This is a genomic window from uncultured Litoreibacter sp., from assembly GCF_947501785.1.
In the GTDB taxonomy this organism is placed as follows: domain Bacteria; phylum Pseudomonadota; class Alphaproteobacteria; order Rhodobacterales; family Rhodobacteraceae; genus Litoreibacter.
On sequence record NZ_CANMXB010000001.1, the window covers coordinates 1,560,165 to 1,580,732 of the forward strand.

At 62.4% G+C, this 20,568-nt stretch carries 26 protein-coding genes; 11 read left to right on the forward strand and 15 right to left on the reverse strand.

Annotated features, from left to right (window positions below; translation table 11 throughout):
* Positions 1–52 precede the first annotated feature (52 nt).
* The 3 genes from rimO to Q0899_RS07765 all read left to right on the forward strand — a co-directional run bounded on the left by rimO (position 53) and on the right by Q0899_RS07765 (position 3,547).
* Positions 53–1,450, forward strand: coding sequence for a 30S ribosomal protein S12 methylthiotransferase RimO (gene rimO / locus Q0899_RS07755; RefSeq protein ID WP_299191964.1), 1,398 nt, complete (start codon positions 53–55; stop codon positions 1,448–1,450).
* Between the two features lie 707 nt (positions 1,451–2,157).
* A complete protein-coding gene (locus Q0899_RS07760; protein ID WP_299191966.1) occupies positions 2,158–2,982 on the forward strand; it encodes a hypothetical protein in 825 nt (274 codons plus the stop codon).
* A gap of 145 nt (positions 2,983–3,127) precedes the next feature.
* The gene (locus tag Q0899_RS07765; RefSeq protein ID WP_298356317.1) at positions 3,128–3,547 is read left to right on the forward strand and encodes a potassium channel family protein; all 420 of its coding nucleotides are present in this window, start codon (positions 3,128–3,130) and stop codon (positions 3,545–3,547) included.
* A gap of 16 nt (positions 3,548–3,563) precedes the next feature.
* Here Q0899_RS07765 and Q0899_RS07770 read toward each other — a convergent pair whose 3' ends face one another.
* From Q0899_RS07770 to Q0899_RS07780, 3 genes are all read right to left on the reverse strand, one after another.
* Positions 3,564–4,283, reverse strand: a complete 720-nt coding sequence (locus Q0899_RS07770; RefSeq protein ID WP_298356314.1) for an FkbM family methyltransferase — start codon at positions 4,281–4,283, stop codon at positions 3,564–3,566.
* Positions 4,284–4,466: 183 nt separating this feature from the next.
* Complete coding sequence (locus Q0899_RS07775) at positions 4,467–5,033, reverse strand: hypothetical protein (protein ID WP_298356311.1); 567 nt, start codon at positions 5,031–5,033, stop codon at positions 4,467–4,469.
* Positions 5,034–5,107: 74 nt separating this feature from the next.
* Positions 5,108–5,461, reverse strand: coding sequence for a YigZ family protein (locus Q0899_RS07780; RefSeq protein ID WP_298296895.1), 354 nt, complete (start codon positions 5,459–5,461; stop codon positions 5,108–5,110).
* A gap of 74 nt (positions 5,462–5,535) precedes the next feature.
* On the opposite strand from Q0899_RS07780, the gene Q0899_RS07785 reads away from it, so the two are divergent.
* On the forward strand, positions 5,536–6,288 hold the full coding sequence (locus Q0899_RS07785; protein WP_298296891.1) for a YHYH protein: 753 nt from the start codon (positions 5,536–5,538) through the stop codon (positions 6,286–6,288).
* Here Q0899_RS07785 and Q0899_RS07790 read toward each other — a convergent pair.
* The 3 genes from Q0899_RS07790 to Q0899_RS07800 all read right to left on the reverse strand — a co-directional run bounded on the left by Q0899_RS07790 (position 6,272) and on the right by Q0899_RS07800 (position 8,200).
* Complete coding sequence (locus Q0899_RS07790; RefSeq protein WP_299191969.1) at positions 6,272–6,889, reverse strand: Hint domain-containing protein; 618 nt, start codon at positions 6,887–6,889, stop codon at positions 6,272–6,274. The genes Q0899_RS07785 and Q0899_RS07790 overlap by 17 nt on opposite strands.
* A gap of 233 nt (positions 6,890–7,122) precedes the next feature.
* Positions 7,123–7,482 (reverse strand): diacylglycerol kinase, encoded by a 360-nt coding sequence (locus Q0899_RS07795; protein ID WP_299191971.1) that lies wholly within the window; start codon positions 7,480–7,482, stop codon positions 7,123–7,125.
* 1 nt (position 7,483) lies between these two features.
* Positions 7,484–8,200: a M48 family metallopeptidase gene (locus Q0899_RS07800; RefSeq protein WP_298296882.1), complete on the reverse strand. Its 717-nt coding sequence runs from the start codon at positions 8,198–8,200 to the stop codon at positions 7,484–7,486.
* A gap of 136 nt (positions 8,201–8,336) precedes the next feature.
* Here Q0899_RS07800 and Q0899_RS07805 point away from each other — a divergent pair, with 136 nt between their 5' ends.
* Together Q0899_RS07805 and Q0899_RS07810 are read left to right on the forward strand one after the other, a co-directional pair.
* The gene (locus tag Q0899_RS07805) at positions 8,337–8,579 is read left to right on the forward strand and encodes a hypothetical protein (RefSeq protein ID WP_299191973.1); all 243 of its coding nucleotides are present in this window, start codon (positions 8,337–8,339) and stop codon (positions 8,577–8,579) included.
* Positions 8,576–9,679, forward strand: coding sequence for a class II histone deacetylase (locus tag Q0899_RS07810; protein WP_299191975.1), 1,104 nt, complete (start codon positions 8,576–8,578; stop codon positions 9,677–9,679). Before Q0899_RS07805 ends, Q0899_RS07810 begins: the two co-directional genes overlap by 4 nt.
* Here the strand turns inward: Q0899_RS07810 and Q0899_RS07815 are convergent.
* On the reverse strand, positions 9,668–10,072 hold the full coding sequence (locus Q0899_RS07815) for a rhodanese-like domain-containing protein (RefSeq protein ID WP_298296873.1): 405 nt from the start codon (positions 10,070–10,072) through the stop codon (positions 9,668–9,670). The genes Q0899_RS07810 and Q0899_RS07815 overlap by 12 nt on opposite strands.
* A gap of 188 nt (positions 10,073–10,260) precedes the next feature.
* Here Q0899_RS07815 and Q0899_RS07820 point away from each other — a divergent pair, with 188 nt between their 5' ends.
* The 4 genes from Q0899_RS07820 to Q0899_RS07835 all read left to right on the forward strand — a co-directional run bounded on the left by Q0899_RS07820 (position 10,261) and on the right by Q0899_RS07835 (position 12,338).
* The gene (locus Q0899_RS07820) at positions 10,261–10,956 is read left to right on the forward strand and encodes a CoA transferase subunit A (protein WP_298356290.1); all 696 of its coding nucleotides are present in this window, start codon (positions 10,261–10,263) and stop codon (positions 10,954–10,956) included.
* Positions 10,953–11,579 carry a 3-oxoacid CoA-transferase subunit B gene (locus Q0899_RS07825; protein ID WP_298297770.1) on the forward strand — a complete coding sequence of 209 codons (627 nt, stop codon included), beginning with the start codon at positions 10,953–10,955 and terminating at the stop codon, positions 11,577–11,579. The genes Q0899_RS07820 and Q0899_RS07825 overlap by 4 nt, the downstream gene beginning before the upstream one ends.
* A complete protein-coding gene (locus tag Q0899_RS07830; RefSeq protein WP_298296867.1) occupies positions 11,572–11,856 on the forward strand; it encodes a GNAT family N-acetyltransferase in 285 nt (94 codons plus the stop codon). Before Q0899_RS07825 ends, Q0899_RS07830 begins: the two co-directional genes overlap by 8 nt.
* A gap of 86 nt (positions 11,857–11,942) precedes the next feature.
* Positions 11,943–12,338, forward strand: coding sequence for a hypothetical protein (locus tag Q0899_RS07835; RefSeq protein WP_299191978.1), 396 nt, complete (start codon positions 11,943–11,945; stop codon positions 12,336–12,338).
* On the opposite strand, the gene Q0899_RS07840 is transcribed toward Q0899_RS07835, so the two are convergent.
* Together Q0899_RS07840 and Q0899_RS07845 are read right to left on the reverse strand one after the other, a co-directional pair.
* Complete coding sequence (locus Q0899_RS07840) at positions 12,256–13,164, reverse strand: DMT family transporter (RefSeq protein WP_299191980.1); 909 nt, start codon at positions 13,162–13,164, stop codon at positions 12,256–12,258. The two genes, Q0899_RS07835 and Q0899_RS07840, sit on opposite strands and share 83 nt — an antisense overlap.
* A gap of 21 nt (positions 13,165–13,185) precedes the next feature.
* Complete coding sequence (locus Q0899_RS07845; protein ID WP_366942099.1) at positions 13,186–14,142, reverse strand: fatty acid desaturase; 957 nt, start codon at positions 14,140–14,142, stop codon at positions 13,186–13,188.
* Between the two features lie 84 nt (positions 14,143–14,226).
* Here Q0899_RS07845 and Q0899_RS07850 point away from each other — a divergent pair, with 84 nt between their 5' ends.
* Entirely contained in the window at positions 14,227–15,087 is an 861-nt protein-coding gene (locus tag Q0899_RS07850; protein WP_298296858.1) for a helix-turn-helix transcriptional regulator, read from the forward strand.
* 122 nt (positions 15,088–15,209) lie between these two features.
* On the opposite strand, the gene Q0899_RS07855 is transcribed toward Q0899_RS07850, so the two are convergent.
* The 6 genes from Q0899_RS07855 to Q0899_RS07880 form a co-directional block, all read right to left on the reverse strand.
* Complete coding sequence (locus Q0899_RS07855) at positions 15,210–15,965, reverse strand: SDR family oxidoreductase (protein WP_299191983.1); 756 nt, start codon at positions 15,963–15,965, stop codon at positions 15,210–15,212.
* Positions 15,962–17,401 carry a carnitine 3-dehydrogenase gene (locus tag Q0899_RS07860; RefSeq protein WP_299191985.1) on the reverse strand — a complete coding sequence of 480 codons (1,440 nt, stop codon included), beginning with the start codon at positions 17,399–17,401 and terminating at the stop codon, positions 15,962–15,964. Before Q0899_RS07860 ends, Q0899_RS07855 begins: the two co-directional genes overlap by 4 nt.
* Positions 17,398–17,697, reverse strand: a complete 300-nt coding sequence (locus Q0899_RS07865; RefSeq protein ID WP_298356274.1) for a hypothetical protein — start codon at positions 17,695–17,697, stop codon at positions 17,398–17,400. The genes Q0899_RS07860 and Q0899_RS07865 overlap by 4 nt, the downstream gene beginning before the upstream one ends.
* Positions 17,694–18,203, reverse strand: coding sequence for a lipocalin family protein (locus tag Q0899_RS07870; protein ID WP_299191987.1), 510 nt, complete (start codon positions 18,201–18,203; stop codon positions 17,694–17,696). Before Q0899_RS07870 ends, Q0899_RS07865 begins: the two co-directional genes overlap by 4 nt.
* Positions 18,200–19,108 carry a 3-keto-5-aminohexanoate cleavage protein gene (locus tag Q0899_RS07875; RefSeq protein WP_298296846.1) on the reverse strand — a complete coding sequence of 303 codons (909 nt, stop codon included), beginning with the start codon at positions 19,106–19,108 and terminating at the stop codon, positions 18,200–18,202. The genes Q0899_RS07870 and Q0899_RS07875 overlap by 4 nt, the downstream gene beginning before the upstream one ends.
* 247 nt (positions 19,109–19,355) lie before the next feature.
* Positions 19,356–20,396, reverse strand: a complete 1,041-nt coding sequence (locus Q0899_RS07880) for an aldo/keto reductase (RefSeq protein WP_299191989.1) — start codon at positions 20,394–20,396, stop codon at positions 19,356–19,358.
* Positions 20,397–20,568: the final 172 nt, after the last annotated feature.

Here is a 20,568-nt window from a genome sequence, read left to right on the forward strand (position 1 = left end):
ACTGCAAGCAGGAGCACTTTCCTTCCCCCCAGTCCCCGCGTAGAAGCCGTGCATGGCTCAGAACCCCCCAAACCTCCGCCCCGACCTCGCCCGCGCTCAGGTCCCAGAGACCCGCAATAACCAGCCCAAAATCGGCATGGTCTCCCTCGGCTGCCCCAAGGCGCTGGTCGACAGCGAACGCATCCTCACCCGCCTGCGCGCGGAGGGCTACGCGATCTCCCCCGACTACCAAGGGGCCGAGGCCGTCATCGTGAACACATGCGGCTTCCTGGACAGCGCCAAGGCGGAATCCCTCGATGCCATCGGGGAGGCGCTGACAGAAAACGGCCGCGTCATCGTCACCGGCTGCCTGGGCGCGGAGGAGGACTACATCCGCGGCACCCACCCCTCCGTGCTGGCCGTCACCGGCCCGCACCAATACGAACAGGTCCTCGACGCCGTCCACCAAGCTGTGCCGCCCAGCCCAGACCCGTTCATCGACCTGCTGCCCGCCACCGGCGTCAGCCTGACCCCGCGCCACTACAGCTACCTCAAGATCTCCGAGGGCTGTAACCACAAGTGCAAGTTCTGCATCATCCCCGACATGCGCGGCAAGCTCGCCTCCCGCCCCGCCCACGCCATCCTGCGCGAGGCCGAAAAGCTGGTGGACAACGGCGTCAAGGAACTGCTGGTCATCTCGCAGGACACCTCCGCCTACGGCCTCGACCGCCGCTATGACCTGAACCCGTGGAAGGACCGCGAGGTCCGCTCCCACATCACCGATCTGTCGCGCGAGCTGGGCCAGTTGGCGCATCAAAACGACCTCTGGGTGCGGCTGCACTACGTCTACCCCTACCCCCATGTCCGCGAGCTGATCCCGCTGATGGCCGACCCCGCGAACGCAGTGCTGCCCTATCTCGATATCCCGTTCCAACACGCCCATCCCGACACGCTCAAACGCATGGCCCGCCCCGCGCATGGGGCCAAAACCCTCGATGAAATCGCCGCATGGCGCGCGGATTGCCCCGACATCACGCTGCGGAGCACCTTCATCGTGGGCTACCCCGGCGAGACGGAGGCCGAGTTCCAAACCCTCCTGGATTGGCTTGACGAGGCCCAGCTCGACCGCGTCGGCTGCTTCCAATACGAAAATGTCGACGGCGCCCGCTCCAACGCCCTGCCGGACCACGTCGCCCCGGAGGTCAAACAAGACCGCTGGGACCGTTTCATGAAGAAGGCACAAGCCATATCCGAGACCAAGCTCGCCGCCAAAGTCGGCCGCACGATCCAAGTGATCGTCGATGAGGTTGACGCCGACGCCGCCACCTGCCGCACCATGTCAGACGCCCCCGAGATCGACGGAAACCTGTTTATCGACGAAGGGTTCGAAGGGCTGAAGCCGGGGGATTTTGTGACGGTCGAGGTGGATGAAGCTGGGGAGTATGATTTGTGGGGTCGAATGACCTCCTAGGAACCGATCCGGGGGATCGTTTCGGTCATTCGACGGGCGGAGCCCCGAGGGCCAGCCCCCTTCTTGATCCCATCTCGCGATCCAACACCACCCCAAGCCGGGCCACCACCTGACCGGGGGCTGGTGTTCCCACCCCCTTCGACAGCGCTTAATGGCAGCCAAACACACTCCACAAAATTTCGGAACGGCACGGCAACCAAAACACCAGCCCGCCGGACGCCTCTCGGGCATCACTAAGCGATACCCTGCCGGTAATGGTCAGGTTTTGGCCCGGCGGCTTCGCCTTGTTCCGGGCTCGTCAGCGCAATGAATTTAGGTCTGGTTTGAGCCCCTGCCTGCCGACTTGAGTTCTTTGCACCAGCCCGGTTAACAGGCCGTAGGCCCCGGGCATCGCCAGACCGCCCGACAGGGCTGGCGATTTTGTTGATCTTGGCGCGTCGAATGTGTGGAAGATGACCTTGCTGCCATAAAGTGCTGCCGAATGGCTGTTGGGCCGCCACCCCGCGGTCCGGCTATGCCCTCACCAAACAGCAGCTTCGTCCCGCAGAACGGGCATCACAATCCCCTTTCTTCAAGGTTCATTGGAACGACACTATCATCATCGCTGGGCATTCCCCTCAATGGCGCAAAGATGAACGAACCCACCCCGATTGAACCGCCCCCACCCGCTGGCTACGCTCCCCAAAACGCGCAGCAAGGCCCCCCACATGACCGAACTCTCCAATTTCGACCGCATTGGCCTCCGCTACGAGGACCTTGAAAACGGTATCGACCCGGAGGCCAACCCGCGGCTCGCGCACAGCGAAGTCATGGGCCCCGTCAAATGGTACAATGTCTTCACCGGCCCCAACTCGGAGGCCGTCTGGGTCGGCGATGACGGCAATGGCAATATGCTGACCGCGAACCCGATGTTCTCCAAGGGCAGCCTTTTTGCCGCCACGGTGGACGCGGTGCTGGAGGGGCAGGAAACTTACGCGTTCCTTGAGGCCGACGTGCACCTTTCCATCCTTGAGGACGGCGAGGTCGCGACCCGTACGCAGGCGCTGATGGTGAACCTGTCGTCACGCGCATTGGAAGACCAAAAGGGCTGGTTCGGCCGCACCAAACAGGTGTCCGCTCCTTTCGAGATGTTCACCGGCAAAACCGTGCAGGCCCGCATCGCCGTTTTCGCCCATGAGGTCGCCCTCTACCCGACTGACGAGGCGTTCTACGCCGACACCACATCCACCCTCGAGGGCGAGGAACAAATCAGCTACGGCTCTACCTCCTTCATGCCGTCGGGGATGTTTCCGAACGAAGACGGTCAAACCGCGCCTTACGGCTTCGGCACGGGGCCAGTCCAGGACTGCGGCACTGCGCCGTCTGCGTTCAACGGGCCGGAATACCACTGGGCCGTGGTCACCGCCATTGGCGGTAATTTCGGCGTTGTCTGGTCCCCGCAACAGGCGGGCGCGGCGGTCAAAGGCGGGTATCTCAGCTATTCCGGCATGATCACCGCGCAATGGGAACATGTAGATGGCATCGACACGTAACCCCCTTCGCAAACCTTTCTTTTTGACCCAGCAGGCCCTCTGGTAGGCCTGCGGGCAATCCGCCAGCCAGCCCGTCTGCGACGGTCTCAGACCAATCGGTAGGACGGGGTTCACCCCGCCGCCTGGCTGTGCAAGTTTCATTGCCATGACGACATTCGCCCAAATCGCCGCAGGCTCCGCCGTTCTTGGCCTTTGCTCCGCCGTGCATCTGATCCTGCTGATCCGGTCGGTCAATGTGCTGGGCAGGTTCCACAAACACCACAGCCGCCTTCATTGGGGGTGGTTCATCGCAGGCGCCTTCACAGCGGTGGTGCTGGGGCACACCATTCAGGTCTGGATTTGGGCCATCTGTTTCGTAATGCTCGAGGCGTTTGCCACGCTTGATCAAGCGCTCTATTTCTCGCTCACCACCTACACCACGCTGGGCTACGGCGACATTATCGTGGGCGAGGACATCCGCATCTTTGCCGCCATGGGGGCGGTCACAGGGCTGCTGAACTTCGGACTTTCAACGGCCTTTCTGGTAGAGTTGGTGATCCGCTACCTGCCAGATGACGAGGCCTGAGACACCCAGGCCCCCGTCAGTTTGGCAGCATGATCTTGTTGGTCACCTTGGCATAATGGGTGTCCACCCATTCCTCGCGGTACCCAAACGCGTCAAACATCCCCATGACCTCGTCCATATTTTCGTTCGAGATTTCGACAAAAATGACCGGGCGGTGCCGGGTGATGGTCTGGCGTAAGCCGTTCAGACAAGGGATTTCATGCCCCTCCACGTCGATCTTGAGGAAGTCGACCCCGCTCTCGAGGAAGACCTCGTCGCCGGTGGTCAGCTTTGTGTAATGGAATTTGTCGGGATGCGCCTTGACCATGTCAGCATGGCTCAGGTCCACCACGCGGGAGCCGCCAAGATTGTTGTCGCCGCCCCGCCAGCTGATGGCGTCGCCGGGCTCGTCGGACAGGCCGTAGCCGATAAAGTCCTGAACCACATTGGTGCAGTTGTTTTCCTCAAGATTGCGTTGCAGCAGGAACATGGCCTCCTCATTCGGTTCAAAGCACACAATCTCGGAGGCCGGGAAGCGCTTGGAGAAGAACACCGCGTGATTGCCGATATTGGCCCCGATATCGGCGATGCGGTCCCCGTCGGAGATGTATTTCGCAACCGTCATCAGCTCGTTTTGGTCAAACAGGCGGCCGTCCAGCAGCGTGGCCTGAATGGCGTCGGTGGGGGTCGAGCACACAAAGCGGTACTGGACGCCGTCCACCTCGAATTCGGTTGTCTGAAGGGCCTCTGGGTCCATTCTAAATCCTCGCAAACGTCTCAGCAGAGACCATATTCTGTGTCGCACCTTACGGCCCCTCTTTTGTCGCCCCGGCACCGCCCCCGGTTACGGGAAAGCGGCGCGCTTGCGCGCGACCATGCTTGCTTTGTTACGGGAATTCAACATCGCAGCGCCGGCGGGCGGCATTGGCGCACCAAATCGCTAGGGCTCGACGATCGAGATCAGCTTGAAGCCGCGTTTCTGACCGAGGTTGTTCTCATATTCCTGCGCCACCCGGATGTTGTATTTGCCCAGCTCAAACGGAAACTCGCGCACTGTCCCGTCCGACAGCACCATGCCGAAATAGAACACGCCGCCCTCCAGCCGGTTCACATGCCGCCGGGTGCTCTCAAGAAAGCCGTCATTACTTGGTGAGTAGACGTTGGGGATCTTGCTCTCATGGGTGCATTCACCCACGGCGTAACGGCACGAGAAGGGCAAGGTCGTGTTCGCCGCCCCGTCGCGCTCCCCTTTGACCAGTCGCCCCTCCGCGTCATACGAACGCTTGAAAATGACCCGCCGTTCGCCGGTCGGCTTGATGCCGACATATTCGGTGATGTGGAAGTCGCCCTCCCGGCCAAGATAGGTTTCCTCGCGGCGCGCCTGATCATCGAGATATTCAATGGTCCATTGGGTGCCAACGGGCATCTCGTCAAATTGAAGGCCCACATCTTGCGCCGCCGCGCCTTGCGCCAAGCAGAGCACCCCTACGCTGATCAGAACTTTCATCGCCACCCCCTGATATGTCTATGCGGTTTGCACAAGGGCTGAATACGATGTCCAGACGCCCGCGTCGCGGGGAATTAGTCGCGATGCTCGACGTAATGGCGCACGCAGTCCTGCACCCGGCGGAACCGGTCCCCGCCCAGCTTGGTGCCGCCAAACCAGCGGGTGACCACGACAATTTCGCCCCTTATCTCCTCGCGCTCCAGCATCCTGAGGATCACCATCCCCGCCCCGCTTTCCCCGTCATCGTTTTTGACAGGCGTGCCGTCGGGCAGGATAACCGCCCAGGTGTTATGCGTGGCCTTGGAAAATTTCTTGTTTCGGCATAGAGACTTAACAAAATCCACAGCCGCGGCCTTGGTCACTGCGGGGCCACCCGAAACCGCATATTTTGAGCCACGGTCGGTCAAAAATCCTTCGAAAATCTGCATATCGCCACATAAGCGCGACGGAACCCGGAAGGCCAGCCGTTAGAACGGAAGATAACGACAAAGGACCCAGGGACATGAACTCCAAAGCACTCCTGCTCGCCGCCGTCGCGGTTGCCACCCTCACGACAGCTGTTTACGCGCTGACCAACCGTGTGGCCCTGGCCAAATCCGCCAACGAGATATGCATCACCTCCAACGGGATCCCCGACCATGCCGTCGGGCAGTTCCCCAACCGCGGCAATCCGCACAGCATCAAGAGCCAGAACATCAAGGTCTGCGTGACCTCCAACCCGCAAAAGGGAAACCGCGCACAAGAGGTGGAAACGGTTGGCATTGCCAAGAACGGTATCATCATCCGCCCTGGCACGGCGGATTACTACGATGCCTCCAGCCCGCGGGGGCATTCGCGGGACCGCTCCAGCGGGTGGAACCTCGATGGCATGGGGCCGGGCAACACGCTTGGGCTGGATGCCAATAACGCGCATGTCGATAACCGCGGCATTTACCATTACCACGGCGTGCCGGAGGCTTTGGCCAAGACGTCCGATGACACGTTGATCGGCTGGGCCGCTGACGGGTTTGAGATTCACTATGTCGGCGGCTCAGCCAAACCGTCCTACATGCTCAAAAACGGCACACGCCCCACCGCGCCGGGCGGGGCGTATGACGGGTCCTACAACGAGGATTTCGAATACGTGCGCGGCTATGGAAACCTGGACCAATGCAACGGCGCCATGCTGGACGGCGAATACGTCTATTTCGCGACTGACGCCTACCCGTTCTACCCGCGCTGCCTTTACGGCACGGATATCACGCGCATTCGTTGACCTTCTCGCTGGCAGGAATCTGGCTCAGCAGGCCTTCGGTTTCGACGATCTCGGGCTTGTCGAACACAAGGTAGAAATAGGTCACCGACTTGCAGTGCAGATCGCGCTCTGCGCGGTCTTGCTCGATCAGTTTGGCGGCGGACACGAAACAACCCGCCTCGTTCATATCGGGTTCGTTGATCCAGTCATCCACCAGCAGGTTCAGGCGCGGCGGGATGCGGATGTCGCGCAACGGTGCGCCTGGCCGCAACGCGTCCTTGCGCAGCAATACCGGACGGCGGGCAAAGCACCTCTTGCTCAGCCGGATGGTGGACCGGCCCATGGCGCGCAGCGGCTGGAAGCCGTTTTGCAGGGTCCAGACCATTTTGCCCGCGCTCAGACGCTCAACCGGCAACCGGCCTTCGCGGGTGATCAGGCGGGTGCCCGCGACAAAGCAAAGGTGCGTCTCAAGTTCAACGCCCGCGTCGCCTGCGACGGGCGCATGCACCGGGGTCTTGGCCCAACGCGCATGGGCCGGCAGGGTAAGGCGCGGGTGGAAACTGAAAGTGACCGGCGCTTGCGCGTCGGAGGGAGGGATTGGCAGTGTGGTCATATGTGTCATGGTTTGCCTCGGGTTCGTGGTTGGACGCGGGCCGGAATGAAACAACAGAGGAGATCGGGCTCGCAGGAACGCACTGAGGACAAAAATACGGACGAATGCGTCTTCCCGAAATTACGGGAACACTTACTTTATTACGAATATTGTCGCCGAAACAGGGCCAGTGTCCGCTAGCAGCCTGTGATTAAACACGAATTTCGAACAATGTCGGGATCTATCCACTGCTCCGGGGCGACTCAGCCGATCAAAATCACCAGCCACGCGATGCCGCCTCCAACGGCCGTGACAGCCACGGCCGCGCTGCCCGCATCCTTGGCGGCTTTGGCCAAGGGATGGATGTCCTCGCTGATGTAGTCGATGGCGCGCTCAATGGCGGAATTCATCAACTCCATCGCCAGAATGAGCACGCCCAACGACAGGATCAACGCCCGCTCCGCGCCGGTGAGATCGACCATCACCGCAAAGATCGCCGAGATCAGGTTGATCAGCACCCAGGTCCTAAAACTCGCCTCGGTGCGCCAAATTTCGGCGACGCCCTGCCAGGACCAGATGCAGCGGTTCACGAACCGCGCCCATTCCAGCAGGACAAGCTTCATCTCAAAGCTGCGAATTCACGCGGCGTACCGTCTCAATACGCTGGCGGTTGGGCGGATGGGTGCCCAGGAACCTGTCGCCCGGGTCGGGGATCCGTGTGAAGAACTGCGCGCCTTTGACCGGGTCAAACCCGGCACGTTTGGCGATCACGGTGCCTAGCGCGTCAGCCTCCAGCTCGTTGTCCTTGGAATAGGCCCGGGCGCCCACGGTGCCGCCCAGCTGCTGACCGGCATCGACGTCAAGGCCAAGCCCAGCGGCGACCAGCCCCCCCAGAATGGCGCCGCCCACGGCCGACTGGCGTTGTTTTTCAAGGTGGCGCGCGATGTGGTGCGCCGTTTCATGCCCCATGACGAAGGCGATCTCGTCGCGGTTGCGCGCGTCTTTGATCAGGGCAAGGGTGAAGCCGATAATCGGCCGCCCCGTGCGGTCCAGCGTCTGGAACGCGTTCGGCGGCAGGCGAGGGTCGCTTTGCACGACGATCTTGAAATCGCAATTCAGATCAGGCGCGCGGCGGCGGCATTCGCGCTCCGCGACCGGCTCGACCTGGCGCACGACGGCGGCGAAGTTTGCCTGTGCCTGACGCGTTGACACCTTTGGCGGCGCTGGGGTTTGCGTTGCGACTGGGGTTGCCTCGCTGCCGGACGGGCTGCTGGTCTCGGTGGGGATCGGTTCGCACGCGGCAAGTGCCAGCACAGCGGCGAAGATGACTGCTATTCTCATTTTGACCTCATGTGTTGCCCCACACCTAACGCCCCCGGCGGGCCGCGCCAAGTCCCCAGCCGATCACGACAGGCGGCGTTTGCACTTTTCCGCGTTCGCTGCTTTCATCAACCCGACGCAAAGGAGGCCCGCGCCCATGTTCACCATCGAGCACGAATTTGATTCAACCGTCATCACCTTGGTCGATGAGGGCGGCCCGCATCTGACAGATGATGTCGCCGTCAACGTGTTCGAGGATTGTGTCACGCTGGAACAACACGACACGGTGACCGACCGGCTGCAACGCATCACCTTTTCCTTGCGGCAGGCCAGCGACCTTGCCGCCGCGCTGAACCTGCCCGAGGGAAGCTACCGGATTGAAAAGCGGGAAGTGACATGAGCACCGCCTTCTTCTGGGATGAACGCTGCTTCTGGCATGGCGGCGGCAATTACGCGTTTACGCTGCCCTTGGGCGGGTTGGTCCAGCCACTGGCCGCAGGCGGGCTGCCCGAAAGCCCAGAGACCAAGCGCCGCCTGAAAAACCTGCTCGACGTCACCGGCCTGATCCACGACCTCAAACCGAAATCCGCGCCCGAGGCCACGTGGGACGATCTCGCCCGCGTCCACCCCGACGCCTTCCTGCGCAAGTTCAAGGACCTGTCAGACAATGGCGGCGGCGAAGTTGGCCTGCGCACCCCCTTCGCCCAGGGCGGGTTCGAGGCCGCAACCCTTTCGGCAGGTTTGGCCAAAGGCGCGTTGTTTGATGTCCTGAAGGGCCGCGTCGACAACGCCTACGCCCTGTCCCGCCCGCCCGGCCATCACTGCCTGCCGGACTTCCCCAACGGTTTCTGCCTGCTCGCCAATATCGCAATCGCGGTCGAGGCCGCTTTGGCCGAGGGCCTGACCGAACGCGTCGCCGTCATCGATTGGGACGTGCACCATGGCAACGGGACGGAGGCGATATTCTACGACCGGGACGACGTGCTGACGATCTCGCTGCATCAGGAACATAACTATCCTGTAGATACCGGCGACGCGGAAGATCGTGGGGTTGGCGCAGGCGAAGGCTACAACATGAACATCCCGCTGCCGCCGGGCGGCGGGCATGCGCTGTACCTCGACGCCATGGACCGCTTGGTGCTGCCGGCGCTCGCCCAATATCAGCCCGATGTCATCATCATCGCCTGCGGCTATGACGCGGCGGCCATCGACCCGTTGTCACGCATGCTGGCCACGGCAGAGACCTTCCGCGCCATGACCGAACAGGTGATGGAGGCCGCGGACAACCTGTGCGACGGGCGTCTCGTGCAGGTGCACGAGGGCGGCTATTCCGAGGTCTACGTCCCCTTCTGCGGCCACGCCGTGCTGCAACAAATGTCGGGCAGCGGCATTGCCGCCCCCGACCCGCTGGCCGAAACGTTTGAGGCCCGCCAACCCTCCCAACGGCTACAACGCTTGCACAGCGGCTTCATAGACGATCTGGAGGGTCTATTTTTCTGACTTGGCCACCCGCTCCACCGGCCCGCCCTGCTCTTCCCAGGTGGAAAACCCTTCCCGGATATGCGCGGCCTCAAACCCCATATCCTGCAATGTCGCCACGCTTAGCGCGGACCGCCAACCTGACGCGCAGTGGAAGACGAATTTCTTGTCTTGCCCGAACACCTCTTTGAAATAGGGGCTGTCGGGGTCCACCCAAAACTCCACCATCCCGCGCGGGCAGTGAAAGCTGCCGGGGATGAAACCGCCCCGCTCCCGTTCGCGCACGTCGCGGATGTCGACGATAACCACCTCCGGGTCGCCCACCATTTTGATCGCGTCCGCCGTCTCGACTTCTTCGATCCGCGCCCTTGCCGCCGCCACCATCTCGGCAGCCGATGTTTTCAGTTTAGCCATGGGTCCACCCTTTGTTGACCGCTGCAGGGTTACACGCCTTGACCTGACATGGAAATGCGGGGGTTAGCGCTACCGTTTTTTGCAACCGGTTGCAATTTTTTCCGCATCGCAGCAATCTCGTTGACTCTGCTGAAAGCAACGTCACAATGCCGCGAAATTCATCAGACATTCGGGAGACGCGACGTCACATGAAAAAAGTCTACAACTCCGCAGCCGAGGCCCTGGACGGCCTGCTGCATGACGGGATGTTTATCGCTGCTGGCGGCTTTGGCCTTTGCGGCATTCCCGAGCTGCTGCTCGACGCCATCAAGGACGCGGGCACCAAGGATCTGACCTTTGCCTCCAACAACGCAGGCGTGGATGACTTCGGCATCGGCATCCTGCTGCAAACGCGGCAAGTGAAGAAGATGATCTCTTCTTACGTCGGTGAAAACGCGGAATTCATGCGCCAGTACCTCTCGGGCGAGCTGGAGCTGGAATTCAACCCGCAGGGCACCTTGGCCGAACGCATGCGCGCAGGCGGTTGCGGCATCCCGGGCTTCTACACCAAGACCGGCGTCGGCACCGTGATTGCCGAGGGCAAGGAGCACAAGGACTTCAACGGCGAAACCTACATCATGGAGGAAGGCATCTTCGCCGACCTGTCCATCGTGAAGGCGTGGAAAGCGGATGCCACCGGCAACCTCGTGTTCCGCAAAACCGCCCGCAATTTCAACCCGCCCGCCGCGATGTGCGGCAAAACCTGCGTGGTCGAGGTGGAGGAAATCGTGGAAACCGGATCGCTCGACCCTGACAGCATCCACCTGCCCGGCATCTACGTGCACCGCATCATCCAGGGCGAGCACGAAAAACGCATCGAACAACGCACGACGAGGGCAGCATAATGTGGGATCGCAACCAAATGGCCGCACGCGCCGCGCAGGAACTGCAAGACGGCTGGTACGTCAACCTCGGCATCGGCATCCCGACGCTGGTGTCCAACTACATCCCCGACGGCGTCGAGGTGACGCTGCAATCGGAAAACGGGATGCTGGGCATGGGCCCGTTCCCGACCGAGGACGAAATAGACGCCGACCTGATCAATGCGGGCAAGCAGACCATCACCGAGCTGCCGCAAACCGCCTATTTCGACAGCGCCCAAAGCTTCGGCATGATCCGCGGCGGCAAGATCGCCATGGCGATCCTGGGCGCCATGGAAGTCGCCGAAAACGGTGATCTCGCCAACTGGATGATCCCCGGCAAGCTGGTCAAAGGCATGGGCGGCGCGATGGATCTGGTCGCGGGCGTCGGCCGCGTGGTGGTGGTCATGGACCACACCAACAAGCACGGCGACAGCAAGGTGCTGACCGAATGCACCCTGCCGCTGACAGGCCAGAAGGTCGTGGACCGCATCATCACCAATCTGGGCGTGCTCGATGTGGTCGAAGGCGGCCTCAGCATCGTCGAAACCGCCGACGGCGTGACGGAAGACGAGCTGCGCGCCGCAACCGAGGCCACGATTGTCTGAGGTCACCAAGACACTGGATGGCGGCCACGGCCGCTATTCTCTTCCCACCGACAAGGGGGAGGCCGTGATGACTTTTTCGATCACCTCTCCCACACTCGTCATTGTCGACCACACCGAGGTTCCAATTGGGGCCGAAGGTCAGGGCCATGCGGGCCAGCTGGCGCGGTTCCTTGTCGAAGACGCCCGCGCAGGCGGGTTTCAGGTGGTTCCGCTGTGCCCGTTTTTGAACATGTGGCGGCGCAAACACCCTGAAGCAACGGACATTTTTCAGGTTTAACTCCAAATCGGGGCCGCACAGCCGTCCAATCTCGGCCACATTTGCGGTGTAGTTTTTCGCGACTGCAAATGCGGGAAATGTACCAAGTGATCCGAATTTTGTTCAAATGCGCCATTGCCACCTTCAGCATCACCATGATGCTGTTGGCGTTGTCCTATACGGTGCAGTCGCGCGAAACGCGCGAGAAGACACCCACCCAAATCGGGCAAGGCACGACCGAAAAGCCCTTCCTTGTGGAGTTCACCGAAACCCGCCAGGAGCTGATCATCGGCTACCTGAGGGAAACCTTCCCGACCCTGCATTTGCCCGGACCCAAGGCCGAGCCGGTCAACCCGTTGGGCCTCCAGGCGTTGCAGGAACGGGCCCGGATCAGCCGCGCGCGGCAAGCCGCCCAAAAACCTAAAGTGCGACGACCAAACACAAGATCGACGCAACGATCAGAAGAACGCCCAAAACTTCGCGTGTTGAAGACCTCTCCTTGAAGACGAAGTAGGAGCCGATGAAGGTGAAGATCAGCTCCACCTGACCCAACGCTTTCACATAGGCCGCATTTTGCAGGGTGAAGGCGATGAACCACCCCAACGAGCCCAGCATCGACGTCACCCCGATCAGGGATGACACCCGCCAGCTGGCGAGCACCCGGCCAATCTCGTCGCGCTCGCGCCATGCCATGTAGGCGGTCATCACCAGCACCTGCACCGCAATCGCCACGGCCAATGTCGACATCGCCCGCAGGAACGGATCGTCCGAGGCGATCTCCAATGTCGCGCCGCGATAGCCCACGGCGGAAAAGCCAAACAACAACCCTGACCCCAAACCGTAGCCGGAGGCCTTGTTGAAAAGCCGGTCGGCCCAGCGCAGTTTAACATCCGTCTTGGGCGGGTCCGACAGTAGGATCACCCCGGCAAAGCCGATGGCAATGGCCACCAGCCCCATCGCCGTGACCGCCTCGCCCAGCACCAGCAGGCCGACAATGGCCGTCAGGATGACTTCCGATTTCTTCAGCGCGATGCCCACCGTAAAGTTGCGCTCGGCAAAAAGCGCGACCACGAAGGAGGTCGCCAGAATTTGGCAGACAGAGCCAATCACGATGAACGTCCAAAACCGGCCCGTCAGGTCGGGGAAGCCGTGGCCCGTCACCATAAGGTAGCCCGCAACCACCGCCGCAATCAGCGGCAGCGAGAACAGGAACCGCGAATAGGTGGCCCCCGCCGTCGACAAAGAGGTGGTTTTGAGATGCCTTTGCAGCATGAACCGCAGGTTCTGCATGAAAGCGGCCAGCAATGTGACGGGTATCCAAAGGCTCATGCCGCCTTCTGTGGCACGGTGTCAGTCGCGATGCCAGAGCGGATGCGCCACCTCGTCCTTGGCGGTCAGGAAATAGCTGCGGAAGATGTCGCGGTATGACTTGAAAACATAACCGTCATTGCACCGCAGGAACCGCTCGCGGCCGCGGGCATACAGCGCGGGCAGCCGGTACCACGCCACACCGGGATACATGTGATGCACCGCGTGGAAGTTGTTGTTGAGAAACAGGAACGCCAGCGGACCGCGGTCTTCAATGATAACGGTGCGCCCGCGCGCCTTCTCATGGGCCTGATGTTCCAGAAAGGTGCGTATCTTGACGATGGACAGCGACACATAGGCCGCCGCCGCGTAGGCCCACAGGGGCAACGAGGCAAACACCAAAAGCCACACCAGCACCATACCCGCCCCTGCGGCATGCAGCACCCAACCCCGGATCACCGCCCGCTCACCCGCCCGGGCGCGGCGCCATTCCTGCTGCGTGAACACCACCTGCGCCACAACCGGGCCGATGGTCAGCCGCCCCAGCAGCGTGTTGTTGAACCGCAGGGCCGCGCGCACCCATCGCGGCAGGGCCCGCAAATCCGACAGGGCCCAAAAATTGCTTTCCGGGTCGTCATAGGGGTCGGTCAGATCGGCGTCTTTGTGATGCGCCAGATGGGTGTCGCGGAAACGCGTGTAGGGAATGACAAGGTTGAGCGCCGGAAACACCAGCGCCTCGTTCACCCAACGCCATCTGAACGGGTGGCCGTGGATCACCTCATGCTGCAATGACGAATATAACGCAATCGCCAGGGCCGTCGCCACAATGCCCAACCCCACATGCCATTGCGCCATCAGGCCGGTGCCCAGCAGCCAGACCCCGTAGCACAGCCCGATCAGGGCCACGGTCGGCCATTCGATCCCGCGACGGCGCATCGCGCCGTACCGAAGGGCGGTCTGACGCGTGGCTTTCAAGATGCTGCGGGGATTGCTGTTCATGCAATGACTGTGCCTGCTGACAGCGTGGTGCCACAATTCCGCGAATAGTTCACATTTTCCAGCATATGTGATTTTATGCGACATATGGTGACAAATACGGACAAACGCGACCGCTCCACCCTGTTTCGGGCCCGGCTGGCGCAGGCGATGGACCTGGCAGGTGCTACGCAAAGCGGGCTGGCCCGCGCGGCAAATGTCGACCGGTCCACGATCTCCCAGCTGCTCAAAGGGGATACGGCGCGGCTGCCCAACGCCCAGCTGGTGGCGGAATGCGCCGCTGCGCTGGGGGTCTCCGCCGATTGGCTGCTGGGCCTGACCGAGCGTCCGGAACAGGCGGCAGAGCTGCTGGCCTCCGCCCTCAGCATGACCGAGGCGCCGCGCGCCTTGGTCGACGAACAAATCTTCGCATGGCACCAGGAGGCTGCGGGCTACAAGGTCCGCCACGTCCCCGCAGGCCTGCCCGACATGATGAAAACCCGCGCCATTCTGCAATGGGAATACGAGCCGCATCTCGGCCGCACCACCGATCAGGCCATCGGCGCCTCGGAGGACCGGCTGGACTGGATGCGGGCCTCAGGTTCGGACTATGAAATAGCCCTGCCGATCCATGACCTGCGCGCCTTCGCGCGCGCGGAAGGCTACTATGACGGCCTGTCCGCCGATCTGCGCCGCGACCAGCTCCGCCATATGATCGAGCTGCACACCCAGCTTTACCCCAGCCTGCGGCTGCATCCCTTTGACGCCCGCAAGCTCTACTCCGCGCCGGTGACAATTTTCGGGCCTTTGCTGGCGGTGATTTATCTGGGGCGCAACTATCTGGCCTTCCGCGACACTGAACGGGTGCAGGCCATCACCCTGCATTTCGACGGGTTGATCCGGGAGGCCGAACTGTCATCCCGTGACGTGCCCGCCTTCCTGCGCGCCCTGCATGACGAGATCACCTGATCCTATCATTGTTTCAAAAATACCTTGGGGTTTTAGCCCGCGTGGCCCGGGGCAAAGCCCCGAAAGAACGCGAAACATCACGCGCGCCGCAGGCGCACAATCAGGTCACAGCTTTGGGCAGCTCACAGCTTCGGGTCAGGGTTCACCGTATGGCCATCCACGGCCATCACCTGCCCCGACACCATCCGCGCCTGTTTTGAGGCCAGAAACACGGCCATATCGGCAATGTCTGACGCCTCCACCAGCGATCCCAATGACGTCCCGGACGCGTAGCCCTGATAGACCTGGTCGTAGCTCATCCCCTTGGCCGCCGCCTCGCGCTCCATGACGCCGGTCATGCGCGGGCCCTCAACGGCGCCCGGGCAGATTGCATTGGCCCGGATGCCAAAGGGCCCCAGCTCCATCGCCAGCGTTTTCATCAACCCGATCACCGCCCATTTGGCCGCGGCATAGGGCGCGCGGTTGGGAAAGCCGTGCTGCCCTGCGGTTGACGAGGTCACGATGATGCTGCCCGCCCCGGCCTTTTTCATCATCGGGGCCGCATATTTCGCGGCCAGAAACGCGCCCTCAAGATTGACCTGCAGGCAGCGCCGGAAGTCCGCCAATGCGATGTCTTCGACCAATGCTGTGGGACCCGCAATGCCTGCATTGGCGCACAGCACATCCAGCCCGCCCCATTCGGCGTCAATCTCGGCAAAAAGCGCGGCCATCCCCGCCTCGTCGCTGGCATCCACCTCGCGCCCCGTCCAGCCCTCCGGCAACGCGTCCAGTGCGGCGCCGTCCACATCCGTCACCCAGACCTGCGCACCGGCCTGCTCAAATGCCTGCCCCATCGCGCGCCCTATGCCGGAGGCCCCTGCCGTGATCAAAACCCTCATCGTTTACCCACGGCGGCACCCGCGCCCTCAGGCAGGCTCAACGCGGCATGTGCCGCCGCAATCTCCCCCAGACGCGCCGCAATATGATCTGCAGGCACCGACGCTTTGCGGGTCTCCAAAGACACATGGATCAGCATATGCTCCCCGGTCGCCGACAACCGGTCGCCCTCAAACATCCGGTGGAACAGGTGCATCTTCTTGCCTTCGCCCAGCAGCACTTGCGTCTCCACCGAAATCCGCGCGCCGGCATGGACCTCGTCAAGATGCCGGATATGCGTCTCCGCCGTGAAATAGCTGCCGCCCGAGGCGATATACTCAGCGTCGCAACCCACAATCTCCATGAACCGGTCGGTCGCGTCGCCAAAGGCCTGCAAATACCGCGCCTCGTTCATATGGCCGTTGTAATCCGTCCAATCGAGCGGCACGGCGCGGGCCACGGTGACAATCGGCCCGCTGATATCTTCCGGCTCCACGGGCGCCGGCTCGGCGGCGTTCAGCAACGCCCCCGCCCCAAAATCCTGCGCCTTCAGCGCGCGCATCATTGCGACCAGATTATTGTCGCGCAGGCGTTCCAGATCGCGGATCGAATGCATGCCAGATTGCGCATCCGACTGGTCCGCAATCGTCTGCACCAGCTCGTCTGTCAGCTCCGGCACGTCCATCAGCTTGGTCCAGGGCCAGGCGAGGCACGGCCCGAACTGCTCGATGAAATGCGCCATCCCGGCCTCGCCACCCGCGATGCGGTAGGTCTCGAACAGCCCCATCTGCCCCCAGCGCAGGCCAAAGCCGTAGCGGATCGCGTTGTCGATCTCCTCCGTCGTGGCCACCCCGTCCTTGATCAGCCACAACGCCTCCCGCCAGACAGCTTCCAGAAAGCGGTCGGCAATATGGGCGTCAATCTCTTTGCGGACATGCAGCGGGAACATCCCGATCCCGGCCAGTATCTCCTTGGCGGCGTCTATCACCGCAGAGGAATTCGCCTCTGACGGCACCAGCTCCACCAAAGGCAGCAGGTAGACCGGGTTGAAAGGATGCGCCACGACGATCTGCCCCGGGGTCGCGGCCCCCTCCTGCAACTCGGACGGCTTGAACCCGGAGGTCGAGGACCCGATCACCGCACCTTCATCGCAGGCCTCCTGCAGCGCGGCATAGACTTTGTGCTTCAGCTCCAACCGCTCCGGCACGCTCTCTTGTATCCAGGACGCGCCTGCCACGGCGTCGGCCATCTCCACATGAAAGCTGAGCGCGCCCTCTGCGGGCATGGCGCGATCCGACAGCCCCGGCAAGGACCGCCGCGCATTGGCCAGCACCTCGTCAATCTTGCGCTCCGCCTCGGGGTCGGGGTCAAACACCCGCACGTTCCACCCCATCAGCAGGAACCGCGCGGCCCAGCCGCCGCCGATCACCCCGCCGCCAATGATCGCCGCTGTCTTCATGGGCTATGCTCCTTGTAAAATCCGGTCCATTTGCGATGCGCGAACAGCACCGCCAGCACCAAAAGGCCAAGCACCGCGATCAGCGTCATCAGCACGCCCAACGTGGCGTAGATCGGCACCAACCCCGCCTCCACGTCCTCTATCGAGGTTTGCGACATGCCGACCATGCTGCTGATCGCGCCGCATAGCCCAAGCAGGAAAAACGCAATTGCAGGCCGTTTCAACCCAAAGCGCGGCTTGAACGCGGCAATCGCGCCGGCCATGACAACGGCAAGAATGGCCAGAATGAAGATCACGGGGTCACCGCCTTCAGCTCGCGCAGGTCGTAGCCGTTGAACTTCAGCACTTCCGCCGCCGCGCGAAACCGGTCGGCGCGCAGCGCCGGGGTGCGGTTGATGATCTGCCCAAAGCTACCCTGCGGGTTGCCGATCACGGCCGTGCGATGATCCTCATCCACCCACAAGACCCAAATGGGCAGCGCCGCGCCAAGCGCGGTCATCTGTCCCGGTCCCGAAAGGCGATAGGGGACGGGCCGCCCGTCAAGATCGGCAGTATCCCCTTCTGCAGGCAGAGTTTGCACTGAAATGCGCTCCATGCCGTCAAAGCTGAAACGGGTCACGCCAGCAGGCACCGCAAACGGGGAAATCGCCGCGACCAGATGCCAATCCCCGGCAAATCGCGCCGCATCAAAGCGCGTGCTGGAGGTGATCGGAACCGATACGTCCCGCAAGGTTGAGGACACCTCGCCGCTCGGTGCGCAGGCCGCTATCGCCAGCAATAAGGCGGCGGCAACCCGTTTCACGGCCTTGCCCGCTTGACCAGCCCCAGCTTCTCGCGCACCTCGCCAGGCCCGATCACCGATGCACCAAGCCGTTCAATAATCTCGACCGCCCGGCCCACCAGGGCCTCGTTGGTGGCCAGCACGCCCCGGTCCAGCATCAGGTTGTCCTCCAACCCGACCCGCACATTGCCACCTGCCAGCACCGAGGCCGCCACATACGGCATCTGATGACGCCCCAGCCCGAAGGCCGAGAAGGCCCAGTCATCCGGCACGTTGTTGACCATCGCCATGAAGGTGTTCAGATCATCGGGCGCGCCCCACGGCACGCCCATGCAGAACTGCACCAAGGCGGGGCTGTCCAGCACGCCGTCTTTGACCAATTGCTTGGCATACCACAGATGGCCAGTGTCAAAGGCCTCGATCTCGGGCTTCACGCCCAGCTCGGTCATCATGCGGCCCATGGCGGTCAACATGCCGGGCGTGTTGGTCATCACGTAATCGGCCTCGGCAAAATTCATCGTGCCGCAATCCAGCGTGCAAATCTCGGGCAGGCATTCGGCGATATGCGCCACCCGCTCACTCGCGCCCACCATGTCAGTGCCAGCGATGGGTGGCAGCGGTGTCTCGACCCCGCCAAACATAATATCCCCGCCCATGCCGGCGGTCAGGTTCAACACCACGTCAACCTCGGCGTCGCGAATGCGGTCGGTCACCTCGCGGTACAAGGCCAGATCGCGCGCGGGCGTGCCTGTCTCAGGGTCGCGCACATGGCAATGCACCACGGCGGCCCCGGCCTTGGCGGCGGCAATCGCGCTGTCGGCAATCTGTTTGGGCGAGCGCGGCACATGCGGGCTGCGATCCTGCGTCCCGCCGCTTCCGGTTACGGCGCAGGTGATAAAGACCTCACGGTTCATCTCAAGTGGCATCGCGTTCCTCCCTTTTGTCGGAGGTGACGCTTTTTGCACCCGTCAGGCAAGCATATTTTTAGCAGAAAGAAGCCAATATTGTCCCAAGCTTCTTTCTGCCCCAAATATGCAAAATACCGGGCGGGCTCAGAGGCACATCGCCGTTCAAACGGGGTCGGCCGGCACTCCCGCTCCCCTCCCCCGGGGGGAGGGCCAGGGTGGGGGCCGCGTCTGTCACGCGCGTCAGCCCATTTGGATCACGCGGGGCTCAGTAGGGCATCGGGTTTGCGCGGTGCGCGGCGTCGAGCTCGGTCATGATCTCGGCGTCCAGCACCAGATCCTTGCCGTCCAGGATGATCTGCAGCTGCTCCATATCGGTGGCGCCAAAGATTGGCGACACCGGGAATGGCCGCTGGCAGCACCACGCCAACGCCATATGCACCGGGTGCAACCCGTGTTTGGCGGCGATGTCCAGATAGGCCTGGGTCACACCCAGCACGCGGTCCGACATGCGCCCGCCCATGCCGGCGTTGATCGACATGCGCGACGCATCGGGTACCGCGCCCCCTTGATATTTGCCGGTCAAAAATCCCGCGGCCAAAGGGGAGAAGGCCAGCAACGTGACCTGCTCGTTATGGCTCAGCTCTGCCATGTCAGTGTCGTAGAGGCGGCACAGCAGCGAATATTCGTTCTGCATGGTCTCAACGCGGGGCGCGTCCATGCGCTCGGCAACCTTTAGCCATTGCGCGGTGCCCCAGGCGCTTTCATTCGACAGGCCAAAGTGCCGGATCTTGCCCTCGGCGACCAACGCCTTCAGCGCGCCCAGCACGTCTTCCATATGCGCAATCGTGGCGGATTTGTCCTGCCCGGAGGGGTCATATGTCCAGTTCTGGCGGAACATGTAGCTGCCCCGGTTGGGCCAGTGCAGCTGGTAAAGGTCGATATAGTCGGTCTGCATCCGCTTGAGCGAGCCTTCAACGGCTTCCCGGATGGTTTTCGACGAAATCGCCTCCCCGTCCCGAATGTAGTTGCCCGCGCCCGCGCATTTGGTGGCGATCACCACCGCGTCGCGCCGCCCGCGCGCGGCCAGCCAGGTGCCGATGATCGCTTCGGTCTTGCCCGCGTTTTCCTTGTTCATCGGGTTGACCGGGTAGGCCTCGGCGGTGTCGATGAAGTTGATGCCTGCGTCCAGCGCCGCGTCGATCTGCGCGTGCCCGCCCGCCTCCGAGGTTTGGGTGCCCCATGTCATGGAGCCCAGGCACAGCTGGGAAACGGAAATGTCGGTCGCGCCAAGGGGGATGGTTTTCATCTGAAAATGCCTCTCAATTCGGGGGAAACTGTTGCCCGTAAGCTAACGCGTTGACCGACGGGGGCAAGCACACACTGGGGCAATCACACACAGGGAGGTGAAACGCCGTGATCGCATATTTCGGCCCGCTCGCGTGTTTTCAAGCTACGATGCCCACAACCCCGAAGGATAT